The organism is Frankia tisae, from assembly GCF_025403405.1.
In the GTDB taxonomy this organism is placed as follows: domain Bacteria; phylum Actinomycetota; class Actinomycetes; order Frankiales; family Frankiaceae; genus Frankia; species Frankia tisai.
In genome coordinates this window covers 24,727-46,301 of sequence record NZ_JANEZT010000003.1, presented here as the reverse complement: position 1 = coordinate 46,301, position 21,575 = coordinate 24,727, and the positions used below count along the sequence as shown (strand labels likewise).

At 69.8% G+C, this 21,575-nt stretch carries 22 protein-coding genes and 1 pseudogene; 12 read left to right on the top strand and 11 right to left on the bottom strand.

The annotated features are described in order from the left end of the window. Positions 1 to 50: 50 nt before the first annotated feature. Complete coding sequence (locus tag NBZ85_RS00840; RefSeq protein WP_261556741.1) at positions 51 to 821, bottom strand: enoyl-CoA hydratase-related protein; 771 nt, start codon at positions 819 to 821, stop codon at positions 51 to 53. 156 nt (positions 822 to 977) lie between these two features. On the opposite strand from NBZ85_RS00840, the gene NBZ85_RS00835 reads away from it, so the two are divergent. Then, positions 978 to 1,430 (top strand): pyridoxamine 5'-phosphate oxidase family protein, encoded by a 453-nt coding sequence (locus NBZ85_RS00835; protein ID WP_261556740.1) that lies wholly within the window; start codon positions 978 to 980, stop codon positions 1,428 to 1,430. Positions 1,431 to 1,621: 191 nt separating this feature from the next. Here the strand turns inward: NBZ85_RS00835 and NBZ85_RS00830 are convergent, their stop codons facing one another. From NBZ85_RS00830 to NBZ85_RS00815, 4 genes are all read right to left on the bottom strand, one after another. After that, the gene (locus tag NBZ85_RS00830) at positions 1,622 to 3,250 is read right to left on the bottom strand and encodes a PAS domain S-box protein (RefSeq protein ID WP_261556743.1); all 1,629 of its coding nucleotides are present in this window, start codon (positions 3,248 to 3,250) and stop codon (positions 1,622 to 1,624) included. Between the two features lie 314 nt (positions 3,251 to 3,564). Continuing rightward, positions 3,565 to 4,377, bottom strand: a complete 813-nt coding sequence (locus NBZ85_RS00825; protein WP_261556739.1) for a transposase — start codon at positions 4,375 to 4,377, stop codon at positions 3,565 to 3,567. A 219-nt stretch (positions 4,378 to 4,596) separates the two neighbouring features. Further along, complete coding sequence (locus NBZ85_RS33645; RefSeq protein ID WP_372517730.1) at positions 4,597 to 4,746, bottom strand: hypothetical protein; 150 nt, start codon at positions 4,744 to 4,746, stop codon at positions 4,597 to 4,599. A gap of 468 nt (positions 4,747 to 5,214) precedes the next feature. Beyond that, on the bottom strand, positions 5,215 to 5,877 hold the full coding sequence (locus tag NBZ85_RS00815; protein WP_261556738.1) for an FMN-dependent NADH-azoreductase: 663 nt from the start codon (positions 5,875 to 5,877) through the stop codon (positions 5,215 to 5,217). On the opposite strand from NBZ85_RS00815, the gene NBZ85_RS00810 reads away from it, so the two are divergent. After that, on the top strand, positions 5,860 to 6,003 hold the full coding sequence (locus NBZ85_RS00810) for a hypothetical protein (protein ID WP_261561357.1): 144 nt from the start codon (positions 5,860 to 5,862) through the stop codon (positions 6,001 to 6,003). The two genes, NBZ85_RS00815 and NBZ85_RS00810, sit on opposite strands and share 18 nt — an antisense overlap. A gap of 278 nt (positions 6,004 to 6,281) precedes the next feature. Here NBZ85_RS00810 and NBZ85_RS00805 read toward each other — a convergent pair whose 3' ends face one another. Then, positions 6,282 to 6,494, bottom strand: coding sequence for a zinc ribbon domain-containing protein (locus NBZ85_RS00805; protein ID WP_308204994.1), 213 nt, complete (start codon positions 6,492 to 6,494; stop codon positions 6,282 to 6,284). Then, a pseudogene (locus NBZ85_RS33640) lies at positions 6,491 to 6,926 on the bottom strand (IS200/IS605 family transposase). The gene NBZ85_RS00805 and the pseudogene NBZ85_RS33640 overlap by 4 nt, the downstream one beginning before the upstream one ends. A 97-nt stretch (positions 6,927 to 7,023) precedes the next feature. Between NBZ85_RS33640 and NBZ85_RS00795 the strand changes: the two are divergent. The 3 genes from NBZ85_RS00795 (at position 7,024) to NBZ85_RS00785 (ending at position 10,077) form a co-directional block, all read left to right on the top strand. Then, the gene (locus NBZ85_RS00795) at positions 7,024 to 8,754 is read left to right on the top strand and encodes a purple acid phosphatase family protein (RefSeq protein WP_261561356.1); all 1,731 of its coding nucleotides are present in this window, start codon (positions 7,024 to 7,026) and stop codon (positions 8,752 to 8,754) included. Positions 8,755 to 8,806: 52 nt separating this feature from the next. Further along, entirely contained in the window at positions 8,807 to 9,490 is a 684-nt protein-coding gene (locus NBZ85_RS00790) for a nitroreductase family protein (protein ID WP_261556735.1), read from the top strand. Positions 9,491 to 9,816: 326 nt separating this feature from the next. Beyond that, positions 9,817 to 10,077, top strand: coding sequence for a hypothetical protein (locus NBZ85_RS00785; RefSeq protein WP_261556744.1), 261 nt, complete (start codon positions 9,817 to 9,819; stop codon positions 10,075 to 10,077). A gap of 339 nt (positions 10,078 to 10,416) precedes the next feature. On the opposite strand, the gene NBZ85_RS00780 is transcribed toward NBZ85_RS00785, so the two are convergent. Both NBZ85_RS00780 and NBZ85_RS00775 read right to left on the bottom strand, forming a co-directional pair. Continuing rightward, entirely contained in the window at positions 10,417 to 11,184 is a 768-nt protein-coding gene (locus tag NBZ85_RS00780) for a toll/interleukin-1 receptor domain-containing protein (protein ID WP_261556734.1), read from the bottom strand. 156 nt (positions 11,185 to 11,340) lie between these two features. Then, positions 11,341 to 11,694, bottom strand: coding sequence for a hypothetical protein (locus NBZ85_RS00775; RefSeq protein ID WP_261556733.1), 354 nt, complete (start codon positions 11,692 to 11,694; stop codon positions 11,341 to 11,343). Positions 11,695 to 11,898: 204 nt separating this feature from the next. Between NBZ85_RS00775 and NBZ85_RS00770 the strand changes: the two genes are divergently transcribed. Beyond that, a complete protein-coding gene (locus NBZ85_RS00770) occupies positions 11,899 to 13,056 on the top strand; it encodes an amidohydrolase family protein (RefSeq protein ID WP_261561355.1) in 1,158 nt (385 codons plus the stop codon). A gap of 41 nt (positions 13,057 to 13,097) precedes the next feature. On the opposite strand, the gene NBZ85_RS00765 is transcribed toward NBZ85_RS00770, so the two are convergent. After that, a complete protein-coding gene (locus tag NBZ85_RS00765) occupies positions 13,098 to 13,613 on the bottom strand; it encodes a nitroreductase family protein (protein ID WP_261556731.1) in 516 nt (171 codons plus the stop codon). Positions 13,614 to 13,815: 202 nt separating this feature from the next. Here NBZ85_RS00765 and NBZ85_RS00760 point away from each other — a divergent pair, with 202 nt between their 5' ends. Then, positions 13,816 to 14,751, top strand: a complete 936-nt coding sequence (locus NBZ85_RS00760) for an aldose 1-epimerase family protein (protein WP_261556742.1) — start codon at positions 13,816 to 13,818, stop codon at positions 14,749 to 14,751. Between the two features lie 762 nt (positions 14,752 to 15,513). On the opposite strand, the gene NBZ85_RS00755 is transcribed toward NBZ85_RS00760, so the two are convergent. Next, entirely contained in the window at positions 15,514 to 15,813 is a 300-nt protein-coding gene (locus tag NBZ85_RS00755; RefSeq protein ID WP_261561354.1) for a hypothetical protein, read from the bottom strand. A 7-nt stretch (positions 15,814 to 15,820) separates the two neighbouring features. Here NBZ85_RS00755 and NBZ85_RS00750 point away from each other — a divergent pair, with 7 nt between their 5' ends. The 5 genes from NBZ85_RS00750 (at position 15,821) to NBZ85_RS00730 (ending at position 21,297) form a co-directional block, all read left to right on the top strand. Next, positions 15,821 to 16,705, top strand: a complete 885-nt coding sequence (locus NBZ85_RS00750; protein ID WP_261556729.1) for an ABC transporter substrate-binding protein — start codon at positions 15,821 to 15,823, stop codon at positions 16,703 to 16,705. Between the two features lie 73 nt (positions 16,706 to 16,778). Then, a complete protein-coding gene (locus tag NBZ85_RS00745) occupies positions 16,779 to 17,783 on the top strand; it encodes an LLM class flavin-dependent oxidoreductase (RefSeq protein WP_261561353.1) in 1,005 nt (334 codons plus the stop codon). After that, positions 17,780 to 18,997: a FecCD family ABC transporter permease gene (locus tag NBZ85_RS00740; RefSeq protein ID WP_261554685.1), complete on the top strand. Its 1,218-nt coding sequence runs from the start codon at positions 17,780 to 17,782 to the stop codon at positions 18,995 to 18,997. Before NBZ85_RS00745 ends, NBZ85_RS00740 begins: the two co-directional genes overlap by 4 nt. Continuing rightward, positions 18,988 to 19,863, top strand: a complete 876-nt coding sequence (locus NBZ85_RS00735; protein WP_261554686.1) for an ABC transporter ATP-binding protein — start codon at positions 18,988 to 18,990, stop codon at positions 19,861 to 19,863. The genes NBZ85_RS00740 and NBZ85_RS00735 overlap by 10 nt, the downstream gene beginning before the upstream one ends. A gap of 342 nt (positions 19,864 to 20,205) precedes the next feature. Further along, entirely contained in the window at positions 20,206 to 21,297 is a 1,092-nt protein-coding gene (locus NBZ85_RS00730) for a hypothetical protein (protein WP_261554687.1), read from the top strand. The last annotated feature ends 278 nt before the right edge of the window (positions 21,298 to 21,575 follow it).

Genomic DNA, 21,575 nt, shown 5'->3' with positions numbered 1-21,575 from the left:
GTGGGCGGTGGGCGGTGGGCATGCTGGACCGCGAGGTCCCGCGCAGGGGCCTACCGGCCGGTCCAGGCCGCAGGGCGCTTCTCCAGGAAGGCACGGACGCCTTCGGCGGCGTCGACGGAGTCGCGGATGGCGTCGAGGGCGGCGGCGGTGGCCTGCCAACCGGCGGCGTCGGCGTCGGGGGCGAGGGCGGCGTTGACGGCCGCCAGGCAGGCCCGCACGGCACTCGGCGCGTTGCGGCAGATCCGCTCGGCCAGGGCGACGGCCGCGTCAAGCGCTCCGCCGGGTTCGGCGAGCACGTTGACCAGGCCCGCCTCGTACGCGCGCCGGGCGTCGAAGGGATCACCGACGAGGATGAGCTCCCGGGCCAGGTTCAGCGGCAGGGCCCGCGGACCACGGAACAGCGCGCCGCAGGTAGGGACGACCCCGATCGTCACCTCCGGCAGGCCGAAGCGGGCGTCGGTGGCCGCCACAACGAGATCGCAGGCCAGCACGATCTCCAGGCCGCCGCCGAGCGCGGGGCCCTCGACCGCGGCGATGAGCGGCGTGCGGCGCCGGCGGCGGACCACCCCGTACTCCCCGCCCCGCTCGGTGACGTAGTCGCCGCCGGCGGTCAGGTCGCTGCCGGCACAGAACACGGTCGGGGTGCCGGTGAGCACGCCGACCCAGAGGTCGTCATCGTCGTCGAGCAGGTTCAGCGCGGCGTCGAGGGCGTCGGCCATCGCGCGGTCGACCGCGTTGCGCCGGCGCTCCCGGCGCATCGACACGACCAGCACATGGCCCTCGCGGCGGAGGTCCACCCGTTGCTCGTCCCGGTCCGTCATCGCCCGCTCCACGCCCCGTCCCGCCGTGCTCCCCGGCCCGGCCGCGATCCGGATGACCAGCGCCGGCTGGAGGCACAGAATAGTCTTCCAGGCTGGCAGGAACGATGTTTCCGATCCGGCCGCCGGCAGCGCGGCTCCGCCCGAGGAGATGGGTGCATGCAGGAACAGCGACGCGGCCGAAAGATCGCCATGGAGCGAGCGGAGGTCGACGCCTTCCTCGCCGAGGAGCGGGTCTGCCGGGTGGCGACGACCGGCCCCGACGGCCCACACCTGACCCCGCTGTGGTTCGTCTGGGATGGCCAGGCGCTGTGGTTGTGGTCGATCGTGCGCAGCCAGCGATGGACCGACCTCACCCGCGACCCACGGGCCGCCGTGCTCGTCGACGCCGGGATCGGCTACGGCGAGCTGCGCGGGGTGGAGCTGCGCGGCCGGTTCGCCCCGGTCGGCGAGGCGCCGCGCGCCGACGTGCCGAACCCCGGACTGGAGGTCCCGGAGCGCCTGTTCGCCGCCAAGTACGCCGGCGGCGGCACGACCGGGCCCGACGGCCGCCACGGCTGGCTCCGCCTCACCCCCGAGAAGATCACCAGTTGGGACTTCCGCAAACTTTGACATCCTTTCCATCCTGAAGGGACATCCTTCTTCACGAGCCTTCGCCCCCAGTCTGGGGGCCGAAGCACTAGCCCGCATTTCGGTAGCGGGCGGCGAGCTCGACGACAAAGCGGTGGGCGGCGTCGCACTCCGCCTTCGTCGTGGCGCGCGGCTCGGCCATCGCCGGCAGGTTGCCGGGCTTCTCGGTACCTTTACTGCCGGCCGGGAATCACCCCGGAGCGAGGTTCGAGGGCTTCCCGCGCCTTGGCGAGGAGAAGGTGTTCAGAGAAGGGCTTTTCCAACAGGATGACACCGGGATCGATTTTTCCCTGGGTGGTGAGAACGGGGTGCGCATAGCCAGACATGTAGAGCACTCTAATACCCGGCCGGATGGTGCGGATGCGGTCGGCAAGCTCCTTCCCCTGCATGTGCGGCATGATGACGTCGGTGAGTAGCAGATGTATCTCGCCGGGATGGCCGGCTGCGATGGGGATGGCATCGTGGGCGGAGGCTGTGGTGAGAACCTGGTAGCCGTTGCGAGTGAGCAGACGACGGGTGACCTCGAGGAGGGCGGATTGGTCCTCGACGAGGAGAACCGTTTCTCCGTTGCACGCGGAGGCTTTGGGGGTGGCTTCCTCCTCGGCGGTGACCGCCATAGCGGTGGCAGCAGGGAGGAGACATCTGATAGTGGTGCCGACTCCGGGCTCGGAGTAGATCGCAGAATGTCCGCCAGCCTGGCTGATTATTCCATAGACAGTGGCCAGACCGAGGCCAGATCCTTCGCCTTTCGGCTTGGTGGTGAAGAATGGCTCGAAGACCCGGGTGACAAGTTCCGGTGACATGCCGGTTCCACTGTCGGATACGCGGAACTGTGTGTAGCGGCCGACTTTCACGTCTGGCCGTTCGGCGGCGTATTCGTAATCCGCATCGATGTTGGTGGTGTCGATGGTCAGGACGCCGCCGCCGAACATGGCATCGCGGGCGTTGACGGCGAGGTTGGTCAGGACCTGCTCTATCTGGCCGGGGTCGGCCATGACGGGCCACAGGTCGGGCTGGAGACTGGTCTCCAGCATTATATGTTCACCCAGGGTACGGCGCAGCAGGTGCTCCATATCAGTGACGACCTGATTTAGGTCGATTACCCTGGGCTGTATGATCTCGCGGCGGCCGAAGGCCAGCAACTGGTGGGTCAGAGTGGTGGCCCGGCCGGCGGCTCGTTGGATCTCGTCGATATCGCGTTGGACATCGCTCCACCGATCTGTGCCTGCGTCCGCCGCCGCGGCCTGGGCGACCTCCTCGGCGACGAACGTGGCGTAGTTGATGACAACGCCGAGCAGGTTATTGAAGTCGTGCGCCACGCCACCCGCGAGCTGTCCGAGGCTCTCGAGCCGCTGCGACTGGTGCAGTTGGCCTTCAAGGCGGCCGCGTTGCGCCTCGGCGCGTAGCCGTTCCTTTTCGATGCGGGCATCCAGCCGTCCGGTCACATCCCGCACGGCCGCGGCGACAATGACACCGTCGGGGGTGTCGATGGAGGACAGCGAGATCTCCGCGGGGAACTCACTGCCGTCACGGCGACGCGCAGCAAGCTCCAGGCCGGCCCCCATCGGCCGCGGCCGCGGATCATCCAGATAGGCACGACGGTGAGCCGGATGCGCGGCGCGGGCGGCATCGGGAACCAGGATATCGATCGACTGACCGATTAGCTCATTACGGCCGTAGCCGAACAAACGCTCAGTCTGCGCGTTGACCAGAACAATCTTCCCGTCAGACCGGACCCCGATAATTGCATCCGGTGCCGCCTCCAACAAGCCGCCTGCCAGGTCAGTCGGCGAATCCTCCATCACGCCCCACCCTCAGGTATCCGCGCACCTACTTCAAGTGGACGGCGATTGACGCTAGCAGGTGAGTCGATGATTCGCCGCGCGTCGGGAGCGACGCCGAGCCATCCTGCTGGCAGGTAGGAGCCTTGCCGATCTCTCCGGGGTAGACCTGACAGAGCCGTTGCCAGCGGTCCTGACGAAAATTGCGATGTTTGCGGCGCAGGTGATTCCCGGCGCCGACGGCGCCGGCCCGACTTTGATCGAATCGGGCCAGCCGGGCACCGTGGCAGCGAGTGCGCCATTCGTGGTTCCTCGCGCTTGACTAGAACTTGTGATCAGACGATTACGGGATGCGCCTGGCCTGTTGTTACGATGTGTAGCCAGATTGGACGGGTGTGTCGGGACGCGGCGTAGCGGGCGCGGCGTTGCTGGTTGGTGACGTTGGTCAGGCCGAAGGCCACCCGGTAGACAAGTTTGATCAGCCGGTTGACTCCCTCCGCGGTCGCGTTGGACAGGCCGCGAAGCACCGCGTTGGCGATCTCGTGTCGCCAAGCCGAGATCGTCTCGGCGAAGGTCACGACTTCGGGGACGGTCACTCCGACGGTCGCGCAGGAGGTGAAGAACCTGGTCAGGGCGTTACCGATCCCGGCGCGGCTGGTCGGCCGGCCGGTGTGGGCCGGGACCGGCGCGAGCACGGCGCGCAGCAGTTCCCTGGCCTTGTGGACGGCGGTGAGCCGGCGGCCGCCGTCACCGGTGTCGGCCAGGGCCCACAGCATCCGACCGCGGGCAGCCCGGGACAGGGACTCGACGTTACGGACCAGCAAACCCCTGATCTTGTATTCGGGGTCGTCGGCGTGGCCGCGGCGGCCGTAGCGCTCGAAGATGACCCGGCGGCGGACGTCCCCGACCGCCTTGTTCGCCAACTGGACAATGTGGAACGGGTCGATCGCGTGCGGGAGCGCGGTGCGCACCGCCGACGTGTAGACGGTGGACATGTCGGTCGTCACCGCCCACACGTTCGCCCGCCACTGCGCCGGCTGGGCCGTGATCCAGGCGGCCGTCGCGGACGCGGTCCGGCCCTCGACCTGGCCGAGCAGGCCGTGGCCGCCCGACGAGTCGACGAACACGGTCTGCCACCGGTCGGCCACGGCGATGGTCGTCAGGCCCCAGCACCCCGACCAGCGGCAACGGCCCGGACACCGACCGGCGCGCGGGCGCGCCCGCCGGGACGGCCCGCTCGAACCCGCCGTGCGCCGCCACCGGCCCGTCCTCGGTGAAACTCGCCCGCCCGCAGACGGGGTTCCCACAGGAGAACCGGGTCTTGTGCAGGTCAGCGCCACCGGCGCCACCACCAGGTGCACCAGCCGCTACCCGCCGAGCTCCGTGACCCGGCCCGAGGCCGTCCCGCAGCCAGGGCCGCACACCACCGCGCCCGCCGCGGTCACCACATGCGCGGACCACGAGCCGTCCGCCTCGCGTTCCACCACCGTGACCTCGACCCCAGCCAGACCCGGCAACCCGGCCACCACAGAACCGCTAACCCCTGACACACGCATCCGCCCGTCTGGCGATCATGTTCCTCCCGAATTTCGGTATAGATCGCATCAACAGTCCACTCGCTCCTTACAACACCCGCCTCGAGCACCGAACGGAATCTTCCGCTCGGTTGCGCTTCCGCTCGGTGGCCAATTTATGTATGACTCCGAGAGAGAGTGGCAAGGACGTTTCCTGCGGAACGCGAGGCACAGCCAGCCCGTCACCCATCCGCCTTCGCGCCTCTGTTTGGTGGAATTTCAGGGTAGTGTGCGTCTCGCTCCGCTTGACGATTCGCGGCGGGGGGCGACAGGCAGCGCGGGGTCTCGCCCGCCGGCGCGCCGATCATGAAAGGCCTGTCGGTCCGTCGAGATAGCCCAAACCGATCATGCAGGCCACGCTCCACGCTCCGCAGGGCTTTTCGGCTCCTGAGGCCCTACGCCAACCGCAGCCTAGCGGGCGACGGCTGCCTGGTGGCCGAGTCGGGCGGCGAGCTCGACGACGGAGCGCTGGGCAGCATCGAACTCCGCCTTCGCCGTGGCGCGCAGCTCGGCCATCGCCGGCACCCGGAAGGCCAGCGTCGCATCGGTCGCCACGACCGTCACCGCCATCCCGAGGGAGCGGCCGAGGACCAGCTCGACGGGCGGGACCGCGTGGTCCCAGCCCGCCGTCGGGCTGCCGGGGCCGTACTGCGCGCCGCGGGCGGAGACGACGACGGCCGGGCGGCCGGCCAACGGCTGCTCCCGGGTGTCGAATGGTGCGGTGACGCCGAGGACGTGCACCTGGTCGATCCACGCCTTGAGCGTCGACGGGATCGACCAGTTGTACATCGGCGCGCCGATGACCAGCACGTCGGCGGCAAACAGCTCGGCGAGCAGGAGCTCCTGCGTCGCCGCGGCGGCGGGATCGGGCGTCTCCCCCGGGCGGCGCAGCCGCGGCGCCCAGTGCAGCGCGGCGTCGCTCAGATGCGGCGGCGGGTCGGCGTGCAGGTCGCGGTAGGTCACCGTGTGCTGCGGGCCGAGCCCTCGCCAGGCGTCGGCGAAGGTCCGGGTCAGCGCCCGCGTCGTCGAACCGGTGAGATCGGCGGAGGAGTCCAGGTGCAGCAGTCCGGGCATGCGCACTCCCTGCTCGCGGGCGGCGGGCACGGGTGCGCGGCGCAGGCCGCGGCGGCGCAGGCCGCGGCGGCGCAGGCCGCGGCGGCCCAGGCGTTCCCGCCCCCGCCGCGGAATCCGACCGCGTGACCGCGGCCGACGCAGCGCCAACTTTACGCCAGCAATCCGGCCCGAAGCAGACGCTTTACGCGACGCCGGGCAGCTTCACCAGCCGATACCTCGACCGATGCCGCCGTCGCGGCCGGGTCCGCGCCGCCCAGCATCACGGCGCTCACGGCGTCGTCCTGGAGGATCTGCCGAGTTCACCTAATGGTCCCGTTATCGCCATGCGCCCGACCGCTCACCGTCCGCCGGGCGCGACAGCATGACCGCCCGTGACTCCTCTGGCGGTTGAAGCCGTCAGCTTCTCAGGCCGCCTGCGCGCCAGCCCGAAGGACAAGCCCTGCCCGAAGAATGTTGACAGCCGCGTTCTCGTCCGCATCCGCGGTATGCCCGCACCGCACGCAGGCGAACTCGGCCCGGGTGGGCCGGTTCTCTCTGGCGACGTGGCCGCAGGTCGCGCAGCGTGGGGAGGTGCGGCGGGCGTTGACCTCGACGACGACCCGCCCGGCTCCTGTCACGGCCGCCCGTTCCGCGCGTCGATCCACCGTCGCACAGCCCCAGCAGACACGGCACCGACAGCGGCAACGAAGCACGACCAGGACCAGGACCAGGACCAGGACCAGGACCAGGACCACCAGACGAGCATCCCGGACCGCAGATGCGCGAACTCGGCGCAGCACGTGGGACGTGGGACGTGAAACCCATCACCTGGTTGGCGATCTACGACGGGGAATGCGTCGGGTGAGCCCCCTCGACGAACAGATGAACAGGGTCCAGTTCGATCCCCGACGCGACAACCGGCCAGCCGCACTCGGCGCGCCGCTCCCGGATGAGCACGTCAAGGCGGCCCCGGACCAGTCCGGACGGGACGGGCGGTACTTCGAGCACCACACGGCGTGATAGCCGAGGTCGTAGGCGCCACCCACGCCGACCGTCACCCGACAGCACATGCATCTGAACTACACCAGCGTTGCCGGTCCAACCGGTACGAGTCCGTACCGGATTTCCCTGACGCCTGAAGGCGACAGTCCCCTCCGGAGGTCTTTGATGGACGCGAATCCCACGGCCGGGTCGGCCAGTCCGTCCCGGCGCACCCTGCTGCGCACGGCTGCGATCGGCGGCGGGCTGACCGTCGCCGCCGGCCCCACCCTGTGGCGGCAGCCGGCGTTCGCCGGTACCGGCCCGGCCACCGTCCCCGAGCAGGTGCATCTGGGGTGGGGCGACGACCCGGCGACGGCGGTGACGGTGTCCTGGGTGTCACCGGCCGCCGTGCGCCGGCCGCGGGTGCGGCTCGGCACCGCGGCCGGCGGGTTCGGCCGGTTCGTCGACGCCGAGGAGCGGACCTACGTCGACGGGCTGAACGGCCAGCGCGTCGTGACCTACCACGCGAAGCTGCGCGGCCTCGTCCCGGGCACCGCCTACGTCTACCGGGTCGACACCGCCGATGGTCCTGCCGGCACCGATACCAGCCCCGGTGGGCCGGGAGCCCCTGGTGGGACGTTCACCACCGCGCGCCGCGGCCGGTTCCCGTTCCGCTTCACCAGCTACGGGGATCTGGCCACCGACAAGGCGTGGACGATCTCGTCTCCCAACGCGTTTCACGCCGTGGACGCGGTCGAACGCTTCGCGCCACTGTTCCACCTGCTCAACGGCGACCTGTGCTACGCGAACCTGGCTTTTGCCCAGCAGCCGGCGGTGTGGCGCGACTTCGGCGTCAACGTGGCCCGCTCCGCGGCGAACCGGCCGTGGATGCCGGCGCTGGGCAACCACGAGATCGAGTTCGGCAACGGCCCGCACGGCTACGACTCCTACCTGACCCGGTTCAGCCTGCCGTCGAACGGGATCCGCGGCCTCGCCGGCACCTTCTACAGCTACCGGGTCGGCTCGGCGCTGTTCGTCTCCCTCGACGCCGACGACGTCATCTACCAGGACGGCGGCGCCTTCGCGGCGACCGACGTCGTCCCGCCGAACGGCGCGGCGACGATCCCCGCCGGTCACAGCCAGTACAACCGGCTCTACACCGGCCCGCTCGCCGCCGGCCCGAACGGCACGCTCGCTCCCGGCGGCAACCTGCAGACCCGCTGGCTGGAGCACACCCTCGCCGCCGCGCGAGCCGACCGGACCATCGACTGGATCATTGTCCAGACGCACCAGTGCCCGCTGTCGAGCTCCGCCACCGGCAACGGTTCGGATCTTGGCCTGCGCCAGGCCTGGCTGCCGCTGTTCGACCGCTACCGCGTCGACCTCGTCGTCTCCGGGCACGACCACGACTACGAGCGGACGTTCCCGGTCCGCGGTTTCGACCGCGACCGCGGGACCGAGGTCGTCGGCGGCGCGACCGTGGACACGCTGCGGCCCCGCCCCGTGGTCACCGACCCTTCCGCGGACACCTTCGACACCGACGCCGGCACCGTCTACCTGGTCCTCGGCGGCGGCGGGACCAGCGGGCCCACCGACAGCTACGGCACCACTCCGGCCGGCGCCCGGCAGGGCAAGGTCATCACGAGGCGGACGGAGATCAGCCGCAACCCGTCGACCGGCGCCTACGCCAAGTCGCCCGCCGACGCCGTCGAGGAGGCCGTATGGTCGGCCCGCCCGGACGCGACCGGCCACCCCTATGGCATTGCCGTGTTCGACCTCGACCCCGGCAGCCGCCCCGGTGGCCCCACCACCATCACCGTCGAGTACCACCACGCACCCCGCGTCCAGGCTGGCGACCCGCCGCCCGCCTACACCCTGCTGGAACGCTTCACCCTGCGCCGCCGCCGCTCCGACTGACCGTCGACCGCGGGACCACCGGCGGTCCGCCGACCCGGCTAGGCTCGTGGGCGTGGAACTGCGTGAGGTGATGCGCACCGCCGGCGCCGTGCGGGAGTTCACCGCCGAACCGGTGCCGGACGAGGTGCTCGAGCAGGTCCTCGACGCCGCCCGGTTCGCCCCGAGCGGAGGCAACCAGCAGCCATGGGTCGTGCTTGTCGTGCGCGACCCCGAGTTGCGCCGGCGGCTGCGGGACCTCGTCCGCGAGGGCTGGCGGGAGTACGTGGCGCAGCGCCGTGCCGGGGTTCGCCCGTTTGCCCCCGGGCCGGACGGGCGCTGGCACGGGCCCGCGATCGACCTCGACGCCGCGGCCCGCACCCCGGCGCCGAGCGCCTTCGTCGACGCCTTCGACCAGGTGCCCGTCCTGCTGGTCCTCGCCGTGCGGCTCACCGCGCTCGCAGTGACCGACGTCGACCTGGACCGGCAGAGCGTCGTCGGCGGCGCGTCGATCTATCCGTTTGCGCAGAACGTCCTGCTGGCGGCCCGGGACGCCGGCCTCGGCGGGACGCTGACCACCTTCGCCGCCCGGCGCGAGCCCGCGGCGGCGGCCCTGCTGCACATCCCGCCCGACCACGGCATCGCCGCCGTGGTCGCCCTCGGGTATCCCGCGCGGCGCGCAGCCCGGCTGACCCGCCACCCGGTCGAAACCTTCACCCGCGTCGACACCTTCGACGGGCCCGCGTTCGGCTCGGTCTGACGCGCATCGCCGCGCGCATGGAGGGCGTCTTCGACCTGCTGGACGTGCGGACCGGGTGGTCGAACCGGCGGACGAGCTTCGCGCCGCGCCCGATCGTCCGCTCGCACGGACGGCGCCCACCGCGATCCCCCTGTGGGAGGAAGCGGACACCGCTCGCGAAGACCATCACCTGCCGTGCACCTGCAAGCCCGATAGCGAGCCGGCAGAAGGAGTGGCGCAAGATTGTGAACTTTTCCGTACCGGTGTATGGTCATGTTGTTTGGCGTCCCGCTCAACGGCGTGCCGGGAATGATCTATTCAACGGATCATGAAGGTGGCGGGTACTGATGACCGATATTGTCACGATAGTCGCCTCGATCGACGAGATTCCTACCGTCGAGGAAACCGACGCGATGCTAAACGAGCTGCGACCACTTTTCCGCGACGCGAGAACAGTCCAGCTGATCGACGATCTTCTCGAGTTGCGATCGCTGCTCGATGCGCCACGCCGAGGCCGCGCGCCGAGAAGCAAATCCTCCAGGGCGCTGGAGCCTTACCTCGAGGATCTGGAACGGCCCGCCAGCGAAGATACGTACCCGGAGGGCTAGACCACAGGCGAGTGCCGATCTTCAGTACGTCGGGTTGGGCGGGTCGCTGGTAGCCGGCGTCCGGCCGCCGGGCTTCGCAAACTGAAGCCTGGCGGCCGGGCTCGCGGCGGCCGGCCGCGGGGCCCGGTTCCGCGCTGGCCACGCCGATGGCCGGCCGGCGGTACCCCGCGCGGCGAGCATCCGCCGTCACAGCGCGAGCCGCTACTCAGCGCCGAGCCGGGCGAGCTCGGGCTGCCAGCCACAGCCCGCGATATCGCCGGAGCGCCTGATCGTCAATTTCGAATCATATGCGCTACCGCGTTCTGCACAAAGTCGCCCTCTATACAAAGTTCATTCCCTTCAAGCTAGAAACTCCGCACTCCATTCTGTCGGAATTAATGATATATATGCTATACAATTCCTCACCGCTTCGATCGATTTCCTTGAACTCCGATAAAATCTCGTACTGGCCTTTGTACTCATGTCCATCAATGATCGTGGAGATGATTCCCCAGGAGTAAATCCCACCGAGACGCCACAGGGCAGCCTGTCAACTTTGTCGACAAGTTTTCCGTAACTACATTTCCAGCTTCCCTGGATCTTCGCCGCAACAGAAGCGGTATCGAGAGAAGGGGAGATTCCACCGACCCGACAGCCGCCGGCGCTGCCAGACCACCGGGAAGGCGTCGGGGGTCCGGCGGGTTTGGCGAGGCCTACTGCTTTGAGAATTCGGCGCTGTGCGGTAAATTCGTCGATGCCGTACAGGTCGCAGTAGGAGACCGTGCTCAGCATCCCCGGCAGGGTGCAGTCTGCGACCCGCAGCGGGGTCGGCTTGCGTCCGCCCGGGGCATCGGTCCATTCCTGCGTGCGCCAGTGCGCGGCGAAGTACGCCGGTGAGCAGATCGCGATCGTCCGCGCGGCAACGGTCATCTGCTCGCCGATCCAGACCACGAAGTTCGTTCCCGCCGGGGAATCCCATGCCTGTAGCCGCACCTCCACGCCCGCCTCTTCCAGCACCCAGGCGACCCAGGCGGCCCACTTCTCATCCTCCTTGGTGTAGGAAACGAAGAAAATCACCGCTTTCGCCGAACCCGCGGTGCCGTCTGTCGGGATGGCTCCTGTGCCCATGGGGATGCAGCCTGCCATCCACTGACGAAGATGGATGTATCTCTCCACATCGGACAGAGACGCCGAGGCAGGAGGACCCGGTCGCGCTCTCCGTGCGGCAGAACCACGGAAGCGAACCGAGGCGTTCACGATTGAGATCACGTTGGTTACGAGGGTTCAGGGCCGGAAGGCGGATGGGCCGGTCGGATCGGGACCAGCGCACGCCGTCATGGCGGCAGGACGGCCGACGGTGCCTGGGCCCACGCGGTCAGCGGGGAGCAGGGGCAGGTAGGGGCCGAACTCGTCGGCGAGGCAGAGACGGCCAAGCTCGCGGTACTCCAGGCCGACCGCGACAATCACGTCTCGCGTGCGCACCGCCTGCAAGACACCATCACCGGCACGCCCTCCGTCCCGCGACGCCGGCGAGGGCGGCCTCACCGGCTCCGCGCCCGGCGCGGTGGGTGGAGCCGACCTCGTCGGGGTGGCGGCGTCCGGGGACACCATGATCGCGGTCGGCAGCGCGTCGGGCATGCAGGGTCCACCGACCCGCCCCCGACCGGTGATCAAGGTGTTCCGCGGAACCGGAACCGGGCGGAATCCACTCCAGTCCGACCCGGTGAATTAAAGATCAGTAGCCCTATTGACGCCTCGAAAGGCCAAGTCGGACGCCACAATGCAAAGACCGCCGGAGGACGCGCGAGAACGCGCGTCCAGATCACGCAGAAAAGGAGCAGAATGTCCACTGACATCGGGGGACCCGACGGGAGCCGGCCGGGCGAGCGCCCGCGGCACGGTCCGAACCGGCGGGCTGCCGTCGGCCTCGTGGCCGCGGCCGTCGCCGGGGCCACCACGGCGGCGCCGGGCGCGGCCGCGGCGGCCGTCTCGGACAGCACGGCCGTCTCGGACAGCACGGCCGACCAGGCCCGAACCGGGGCGACGGGCCGCATCGACGTGCACCATCACGCGATGCCGGCCGAGGTACGCGCCTGGCTGGTCGCCCACGGCCAGCTGCCACCCGTGGGCGGCCCGCCGTTCGCGAACTGGTCCCTGACGGCCGCGCTCGACACGATGGACCGCGGCGGGATTGCGACGGCCGTGCTGTCCGCGGCCATTCCGAGCGAGTTCACGTCGACCCCCGCACTCGCCGCGCAGCTCGCTCGGCTCGCCAACGACTCGATCGCCGCCGTGGTCCGCGAGCATCCCAGCCGGTTCGGCCTGCTCGCCTGCATTCCCCGGGCCACCCCGCAGATCGCCGTCGCGGAGATTCGCCACGCCTACGACGACCTGCATGCCGACGGCGTCCTACTCATGGCGCACGACGGCCTCACCTACCTCGGCGATCCGGCGCTGGATCCAGTGATGGCCGAGCTGAACGCACGCGACGCGGTGGCCCTGGTGCACCCGTTCGCTCTGCCCGGCGCGACCGGCATCGCCGTTCCGGCGTTCGTCGCCGACTTTCTGGCGGACACGACCCGCGCGGCGGTGCAGCTCGTCGTCAACGGCGTGCTGGATTCCTATCCACGGATTCGGTGGATCCTCGCCCACGGCGGCGGCTACTTCCCGTACCAGGCCGCCCGACTCGCCCTGGCCCGCGGCCTCGGCTACGGCACCGACCCCGCCACCGTCGACCGGGCCCTGCGCCGCTTCTTCGTCGACACCGCCGGGCCCATGTCCCCCTACAGCACGCCGACGCTGCTGGCCGCCATCGGCGCCGACCGGATCCTGTACGGCTCGGACTACAACGCCGTGCCCGCCGACGCCGTGTTTACGGGCCGCGACGCTTTCCTCGCCGATCCGGCGCTGACCCCGTCGGCCCGCCACCGGATCGCCCGGGGCAACGCGCTCGCCCTGTTCCCGACGATCGCCGCCCGCCTCGCCACCGGCCACACCTGACCGGGCCGCGCTGCGCCCGGCGCCCCGCGGCGACTCGTCGACTACCAGCGGCCGCGGTGGACGACCTCGTCGAAGGGGCGGCGGTCGAGGCGCTCCACCGGCCGCAGCGGCCCGTCGGCGGGATAGCCCAGGCCGATCATGTAGGCGACGCGGTGGGTCTCCGGCACGCCGAGGATCCGGCGGGCCTCCTCCTGGTCGCCGACAGCCGAGTGCCCGCCGCCGACGCCGAGGTCGGTCGCCGTGAGCAGCATCAGCATCGTCGCCTGGCCGAGGTCGTACTCGTCCATGAGCCGGTAGCGCTCCGTCTCCGGCTCGGGCAGGACCAGCACGATCGTCGCCGCCGAGCTCGCGATGTGACCGGCACCGCGCCAGATCGTCGCCAGTTCACCGAGAACCGCCCGGTCGGTGACGAGCACGAAGTCCCACCGCTGCCGGTTCGACGCCGAGGGCGAACGCCACCCGGCCTCCAGGATCCGCTCCAGGTCCTCGGCCGGCACAGGCCGGTCCTGGTAGCTGCGGACATTGCGACGAGCACGGATCGCGTCCCAGGTCTGCACGCCCTCGACCCTAGACCCGTCGACCAGTGAGTCCAGCGTCAGCGGTCGCCAGGGGATCTGCTCGCCGATGGTGGGGCGGCGGTGCTGGTCCGGTCTCGACGGCGACTTGGGATACTGGGAGACGCAGCACGCCCTGTCGATGCGGCCAGCGCCAGCGGCCAGGAGCGCGGGCGGACGGATGGGACGGGTGAAGGAGGACGTGGTGGAGGCGTTGGCGCCGTCCGGGCGGCAGGTGGAGCTCGTGCACGCGGACAGCAGCGTGACCATCACCGAGGTCGGGGGTGGGCTGCGCGAGTACACCATCGGCGGCGCGCCGGTTCTCGACGGCTACGACGTCGCCACGATGGCCAGCCGCGGGCGTGGGCAGCTGCTGCTGCCATGGCCCAACCGGATCGCGGACGGCCGCTACCCGTTCGGCGGCACCACCCACCAACTCCCGGTGAACGAGGTGGCGCTCGGCAACGCCAGCCACGGTCTGACCCGCTGGTCAGCCTGGGAGCTCGAACGCCTCGGCCCGGCCGCGGTCCGCGCCTCGTTCATCCTGCGCGCCCAGAGCGGCTACCCCTTCACCGTCGGCTTCGCCGCGGAGTACCGCCTCGCCGACGACGGGTTGACCGTCACCATGACGGCCACCAACCTGGGTGGCCAGCCGGCTCCCGTCGGGATGGGCGCACACCCCTACCTGACGGCGGTCGGGGCGGACGGTGCGACGGTGCGCGCGGACGACGTCGAACTCACCGTGCCGGCGGCGACGAGGCTGGAGACCGACGACCGTTCGATCCCGACCGGCGCACGGGCCGTCGCCGGCGAGCCATTCGACTTCCGCCGGCCACGCCCGGTCGGTTCCCTCGCCCTGGACACCTGCTATACCGACCTCGACCGCGATCCGGACGGGCGCGCACGCGTGCGGCTCGGGGCGCCGGGCGGTGGATCGGTGACGGTCTGGATGGACGAGACCTGGCGCTACGTGCAGGTCTTCACGGGGGACACGCTGGGCCCGCAGGAGCGGCGGCGCAGCATCGCCGTCGAGCCGCTGACCTGCCCGGCGAACGCCTTCAACAGCGGGGACGGCCTACGCGTCCTCGAGCCCGCCGCCAGCGTCGGCGGTACCTGGGGCATCCACCCCACCCGCGCCTGACCCCCGGGCACCGAACCCACTCCGGCACCACACCCGCTCCGGCATCGAACCCACTGCGGCACCGAACCCACTGCGGGCGGTCGGGTGGATACGGCGGCGCTGGACCGGTCGTGCCGCAGATGCGGATGCGCCCGGTCCCGGCCGGTGCGCGCGGCCGGCCGGGTGCCGCGTCATCGGCGACCGTCTTGTCCCTGGTGGACGGGAACGGGATCGAACACATCCCGGACCATCCCTCCACGCGCGTTACGTTCAGCGCACCCAAAAAGAACGAACCTGTTACGCGTCATCCGGTCGTAACGCCGAGACAACGGCCACCAGCCGGCCATCCCGCGCGAAATCTTCCGGCTCGAAGGGGAAACATCCGTAGATAATCGCCACATCGCCCTGATTTCAGCAAAAATTTCGCACGATCCGCCCCGCCGACCTCCACCGCCGAGGCAGGTTCCGGTCGGCGATGCGGCCACCCGAGCCGACCCTCCGTCGGGCGGCAGTCTGACTACTTCCGCAGATCAGGGCCCCTGTCCGCGTGACAGACGCAGATGCGGAGGCTATGGTGCATTCCATCCGCTTCCGCGGGTCTCAGATGCGCCGAAGCATCGCGCGCTCGCTCGCAGTTAGCACCCAGCGCACACCGTCCGTGCGCAGCTAATCACCATTTGTTTCCTTGACTCTATTCGCCCGGCGGGGGAAGAACGTGGCATCACGCTCGGCACTGTTTTCGCGACGCATCCTCGTGGGTTTGCCGACCCATCGGGACGGTCCTCACAGCTCGTCCCATCTCCCGTCCGTCGAACGCCACTCGGGAAGCGGGCGCACGAGCATGCCCGGACCGGTGACAATGCGTTCCCGCGGGTTGGCCCGGCCCACTGCGTCGCGGCGGTGGCTGACCCTGGGGATGGCCGCCGCGGTGGCGGCACTGGCCGCCGGCTGCGGCAGTTCCTCCTCGGACGCCAGCCCGCCGGCGCCCACCACCCAGGTGGTGACCAGCCTTTCCGGGGAGAAGGTGACGGTCCCCCTGAAGATCAACCGGATCGCGGAGCAGTTCCCCGCCCACACTGTCACCGACATCATGCTCGGCGTCGGCGACAAGCTGGTGGCCATCCCCCAGAATGTCAAGACGATCCCGTTCCTCCGGAAGGTCTACCCGGGCGTCAACGGCCTTCCGGAACTTTTCCGCAACGGCGGCAAGGTAAACATGGAGGAGCTTCTCAAGCTCAAGCCGGACGTCGTCTCCACCATCAGCGGCGGCGATACCCTCACGCCGTTCCAGCAGGCCGGCCTGCCCGCGGTCAACATGGATTTCAACACCTTCCCGCAGCTGGTCCCGTCCATTCAGCTCGCCGGAAAGGTGTATGGCGGCGCCGCTGCCGCCAAGGCCAAGGCATACAACGACTACGTGACCGCCAAGCTGGCGATGGTCCAGTCCCGGCTGGCGAAGCTGCCAGCGACCGAGCAGCCCAGCGTGGTGCACATCGCCAGCTATCCGCCTGTGGTCGTCGACGGCGGGAAGTCCCTCATCGACGGCTGGATCAAGATCGCCGGTGGCACCGACTCCGCGAGCGGCGTCAAGGGTACCCACGTCACGGTGTCGATGGAGCAGCTCCTGCAGTGGAATCCGGACGTGCTGATCGTCGAAACACCGGGTGGTGACCAGGGCCTGGCGGCCAACTCCGCCCAGTCCGTCATCGACAACCTGGCGAAGTCGCCGGGGTGGGCCGATCTGAAGGCGGTCAAGGCCGGTCGCGTCTATCTCAACCCGCAGGGTCTCTACCCGTGGGACCGGTTCGGTCCGGAGGAGGCCCTGCAGATCCAGTGGGCGGCGAAGGTGCTGCACCCTGATCTGTTCACCGACCTCGACATCCGATCCGAGACCAAGAACTTCTACTCGAAGTTTTTCAACTACCACACCACTGAAGCGGATCTCGATCAGATCCTGCAGGTCAGCTCCAAGTAAGTACCTCATCCCGGTATCGGCACCTCTTTCGGTTCGGAAAGGACCGCGCCCCGGCGCAGTGATGACCATCTCCATGCGATTCGGCCTGCCCGGAGGGCGCGGCGACCTCGACGGGGCGAGTTCCACCTCGACAGTGGAACTCGCCCGCGTCGCCGAGGCTCTCGGCTACGACAGCCTGTGGTTCACCGACGGCCACCTCAGTTCCGTCGGTTCCCGGACGATGAAAGCCCGCTCCTCACCGATCCCGCTGGCGGCCGCCGTCGCCGCGTCGACCAGCCGGATCCGGATCGGGTTCACCGCCCTGCACCTGACGCTGCACGACCCCATCCGGCTGGCGGCGGACCTCGCGACGCTCGACCGGCTTTCCGGCGGCCGGGTCACCCTCGGGGTCGGCTGGCCCATCGCCCCCTACACCAGGGCCTACCAGGGCGCCGATCCGGTCCGGGTCGACCTGCCCGACGCCCTCGACACGATCGTCGGCTACTGGCGGGGCCGGACCCGCCTGGCCGACGGCGCGCAGTTCCGGGTCGAGCCGACCCCCGCCCAGCATCCCCACCCGCCGATCGAGGTGGCCGCCAGCAGCGACGAGACCATCGTCTGGGCGGCCAGCCGCGGCTACGGGCTGCTGCTGTCGGCCGTGCAGACCGTCGCCTCACTCGCCACCTGCATAGAGCTCTACACCTCCCACGGCGGGACGGCCGGTGATGTCCGGGTGGAGAGGTTCTGCCTCGTCGCCGAGTCCGATGCCGCCGCCCGGGAACGTGCCACCCCGATCATCGTGCGCCTGACCCGGCGGCTGGCCGCACTCGGCGGCGACGAGCACGGCCACGAGGCCGTCGGGACGGCCGACCTCGACCCATTCCGGTTTCACGAGGAGACAGCGGTGATCGGTGGACCGGCAACAGTCGCCCGCAGATTCGCGGAACTACGCGACGAGCTCGGCGTGCAGCGGGTGAACCTGCGCCCGTCGTTCAGCGGAACCGCATCGCTGGCCCTGCAGCAGAGCACCGTGCGGATGTTCGCCGCGAAGGTGGCGCCGCTGCTCGCGCAGCCCGCCATCCGGCGGGTGAACTCTTGACCCGGCCCGCTGTCCCGACCGGCACGGACCCGGTCCCGGCGACCGAGCAGGACGGTGCCGGCGAGGTCGTCGACCAGGATGCCGGCGGGGTCATCGGCCAGCGCGTCGACCAAGGTGTCGTCGAGAGCGTCGGCGAGGGCGGTGACCCGGCGGTTCAGGACCGCAGGCCCGGTGCCCGGGCGGCCGCGAGCGCACGGATCCGCGCGACACTCGGCGATCACCTGCGCGTCGTGCTGCTCGCCGTGGGCCTGCTGGTCCTGATCGTGGTCTCCTTCGGGCTGGGCCGGTACACGCTGGGCCCGGTGAGCGTCGTGCGCGTCCTCGCCCACGAGCTGTTCGGCCTCGGGGGCGACGTCCCCGGGCAGAACCGGGCCGTGGTGATGGACATCCGGATGCCCCGGATCCTCGCCGCGCTGCTCGTCGGGGCGGCGCTGGCCTCCTCCGGCGCCGCCTACCAGACGATGTTCCGCAACCCGCTGGTCTCCCCCGAGATCCTCGGGGTGGCGGCGGGGGCCGGCTTCGGCGCCTCCGTGTCGATCCTCATCGGCCTGGACACGACGCTGCTGCAGATCATCGCGTTCGGCAGCGGGTTGCTCGCCGCGGTGCTGTCGCTGACCATCTCCCGGGTGGTCGGGAAGGGATCGCTGATCATCCTGGTGCTCGGCGGCATCATCATCGGCGCGATGTTCAACGCACTCATCTCCAGCGTGCAGTACTTCGCCAACCCGGAGACGACCCTGCCGGAGATCACCTTCTGGCTGTTCGGCAGCCTGGCCCGGGCGAGCATGCACGGGCTGATCGTGCCCGCGATCATCGTCGCGGTCTGCCTGGTGATCCTGTACGCGGTGCGCTGGCAGCTGACGGTCCTCGCCACCGGCGACGACGAAGCCCGGTCGCTGGGCGTCAACCGTACGCGGATCTGGGCACTGACGATCGGCGCCTCGACGCTCATGACGGCGACCGCGGTCAGCGTCGCCGGCATCATCGGCTGGGTGGGGCTCGTCGTCCCGCACCTGGCCCGGTTCGCCGTCGGGCCGTCGTTCAACCGGCTGCTGCCGGTCACCGCCCTCATCGGGGCCGGCTACCTGCTCGCCGTCGACGACGTCGCCCGCACCGCCTCCTCCCTCGACCTCCCCCTGGGCATCCTCACCGCACTCATCGGCGCGCCGTTCTTCGTCGCCCTGCTCGCGAAGGCAGGCCGGCAATGGCTGTGACAACCGAGACGCCGGACGTCGAGGTCAGTGGGCTGTCGTTCGGCTACGGCCGGCACGGCCACCGGATCACCGACGTCTCGCTGAGTGTGCGCGCGACCGAGGTCTGCTGCCTGCTCGGGCCCAACGGCGCCGGCAAGACGACTCTGCTGCGCTGCCTGCTCGGCCTACTCAAGCCGGAAAGCGGCACGGTGCGCATCACCGGGCGGGACATCGGCACACTGGCGCCGCGGGAACTCGCCCGCAGCGTGGCCTACGTTCCGCAGAGCACCTCCTCGCCGTTCCCGTTCACCGCGCTCGACATCGCCGTCATGGGCCGCACGCCCCATCTCGGCCTGCTCGAGGCGCCCGGCGCCGCCGATCGCCGCAGCGCCCTGGCCCAGCTCGACCGGCTCGGGATCGCCCGCCTGGCCGACCGGTCCTTCGCTGCGCTGTCGGGTGGCGAGCGCCAGCTCGTGCTGCTCGCCCGCGCGCTCGTCCAACAGGCGGCGATCCTCATCCTGGACGAGCCGACCGCCGCGCTGGACTACGGCAACGAGGTGCGCACCCTGCACGTCGTCGCCGAGCTCGCCCGGGAGGGGCATGCCGTCATCATGACCACCCACCAACCGTCGCATGCGCTCACCTACTCCAACCGGGCGGTGCTCATGCGCGACGGGGTGGTGATCGCCGACGGTCATCCCGACGACGTCGTCACCGGCGAGAGCCTCAGTGACCTCTACGGCGTGCCCGTCCACGTCACCGGCGTGACCCTGCCGCCCGGCTACGACCGGCGCGAGATGCGGACCTGCGTCCCGATCCCCGCGCCTTGGTCTGACCCGCAGCCTGAACCCCGAGCCCGTCCAAGGACAATCCCACGACCGGAGTAATCCGGCCGCCCGGGGAATCTTTCCGAAAGACCTCACAGCCCACCCCCGAGCACGTTATAGTTTCACATTGTCGGTCCGTTCCGGTCCACGGACCAAATCGGCAGGCGCCGCAGTCCGTCCGGTCCACGGCTTGCGTCGGGCGCCGCCTCCCAAGGCATTCGCGGTCACCGCGAAACCCCGCTGGCATGGAACTCAACGCACCAGCGCGCCGTCCTCACGAGGCTTCTCTGGGCCCTTTTGGGACCTTTTTCCGGCGCTCGATCCGGCCCGGCCTCGTCCGACATTCCACCGGCCCCGCGGCATCCATAGCCCAGGCCCGTGCGCGTCAGGAGGAGTACAAAGATGCCCGAGTCCGAGCTCGTCGTCGATCCCGCCAGGATTCGACAGTTCGGGGATCCGACCGACACCGTCTTCTGTCTCGTCACGAATGCCTCCCTGCTGGACGACATCCGGCTCGTCCGGACTGCCCAGTACCTGGACTACCGCATCCTGGAGTTCCGCGGTGGCGAGGATGAGTTCGCCCGGCTCATGCGTGAGGAAGTGCCGGAACAGGCCCATGTGCTGGTCATGTCGCCCGACTGCTTCTTTCAGTCGCCGCCCGTGGACGTCCTCGGTCCCCGCCGCAAACTGCTCGGGATGGCCTGCAACTCGACCCCGACCGACCGCGCGACGCTGCGGCACTTCCTGCGCTGCGTCGAGGCCACCGATCCGCAGGCCCAGGAGGATTTCTCCGACCGCTTCTTCGAGCTCGCCGAGCGCGGCGAGGCGCTGGAGTACCGCGACGCGCGCCACGGCACGGCCGCGACCCTGCGCCTGTTCGACCGCGAGCTGGTGTGGAACCAGCAGGCCGGTCTCGTCGACTGGGGCGAACAGCAGATCGTGCCCGCGGGCGAGATCAGTGTGCTTCCCATCGAGATCAGAGAGTTCGGGGACTATCTCCGGCTCCCCCTGGACGGCGAGATCGTGATCCAGGGATACCCGATCCTGCATTCCGGCACGCCGTCCTTCTCCCGGCGCGACCAGGAGCGTATTCACGGTGAACTCTGGCCGCTGCACGAGAACGCGGTCGTGGCCCGGGTCGAAAACGGTCTCATCACCGAAATGACTTCCCCCGACCCCGCCGGTCATGGTATCCTGGAGATGTTCGAGGCGCTCTTCCAAGTCGACTCCCGCTATCGCATAGTCTGGGAAATCGGGCACGCGCTGAACACCACCCTCGATCTGCTTCCTGGTAATCACGCCATGAACGAGGTCTACGGATCCTCCGAGGGCTGTCTACATTGGGGAATCGGGCTCACGCCCTACACCCAGTACCATCTCGACATCATTTCCCCGGGAACAGTCGTCACGAACGATCTGGGCGACGTCCTGCTCGGCACGCCGACGGTAACGTCCGCGATGCCCCTCAAGAGTCCGGTCGGTTTGGCCAACTGATCGGTCCGGGCGAGGGTCTCCCTCGTCTGTCCACCGCATTCCAACGGATTGACGGAAGGAGGTGATCACTGTGGAGAAGGTCGCGCAGAAGAAGATCCAGGTGAAGAAGAACGACCGCTACCTGGGCACCCTCCTCGGCTAATGCCGTTGAGAAGGGGTGGGTCGGCCGGACCGGGCCGACCCACCCCGACTGGGCCGCTCGCCCGGCCCGCGTTCGCACCGCCACCGGTCCGCCCCGGTCCTCCCGGTCCTCCCGCCAACCAGCCTCTCGCGCCGCG

Excerpts from the sequence above, each read along its gene's own strand:
- NBZ85_RS00775 (WP_261556733.1), bottom strand. The coding sequence starts at position 11,694 with ATGCCCGACGCGCTGCCGACCGCGATCATGGTGTCCCCGGACGCCGCC.
- NBZ85_RS00795 (WP_261561356.1), top strand. The coding sequence starts at position 7,024 with ATGGACGCGAATCCCACGGCCGGGTCGGCCAGTCCGTCCCGGCGCACC.
- NBZ85_RS00750 (WP_261556729.1), top strand. The coding sequence starts at position 15,821 with ATGCTCGGCGTCGGCGACAAGCTGGTGGCCATCCCCCAGAATGTCAAG.
- NBZ85_RS00835 (WP_261556740.1), top strand. The coding sequence starts at position 978 with ATGCAGGAACAGCGACGCGGCCGAAAGATCGCCATGGAGCGAGCGGAG.
- NBZ85_RS00730 (WP_261554687.1), top strand. The coding sequence starts at position 20,206 with ATGCCCGAGTCCGAGCTCGTCGTCGATCCCGCCAGGATTCGACAGTTC.
- NBZ85_RS00785 (WP_261556744.1), top strand. The coding sequence starts at position 9,817 with ATGACCGATATTGTCACGATAGTCGCCTCGATCGACGAGATTCCTACC.
- NBZ85_RS00745 (WP_261561353.1), top strand. The coding sequence starts at position 16,779 with ATGCGATTCGGCCTGCCCGGAGGGCGCGGCGACCTCGACGGGGCGAGT.
- NBZ85_RS00815 (WP_261556738.1), bottom strand. The coding sequence starts at position 5,877 with ATGCCCGGACTGCTGCACCTGGACTCCTCCGCCGATCTCACCGGTTCG.
- NBZ85_RS00735 (WP_261554686.1), top strand. The coding sequence starts at position 18,988 with ATGGCTGTGACAACCGAGACGCCGGACGTCGAGGTCAGTGGGCTGTCG.
- NBZ85_RS00830 (WP_261556743.1), bottom strand. The coding sequence starts at position 3,250 with ATGGAGGATTCGCCGACTGACCTGGCAGGCGGCTTGTTGGAGGCGGCA.
- NBZ85_RS00780 (WP_261556734.1), bottom strand. The coding sequence starts at position 11,184 with ATGGGCACAGGAGCCATCCCGACAGACGGCACCGCGGGTTCGGCGAAA.
- NBZ85_RS00770 (WP_261561355.1), top strand. The coding sequence starts at position 11,899 with ATGTCCACTGACATCGGGGGACCCGACGGGAGCCGGCCGGGCGAGCGC.
- NBZ85_RS00840 (WP_261556741.1), bottom strand. The coding sequence starts at position 821 with ATGACGGACCGGGACGAGCAACGGGTGGACCTCCGCCGCGAGGGCCAT.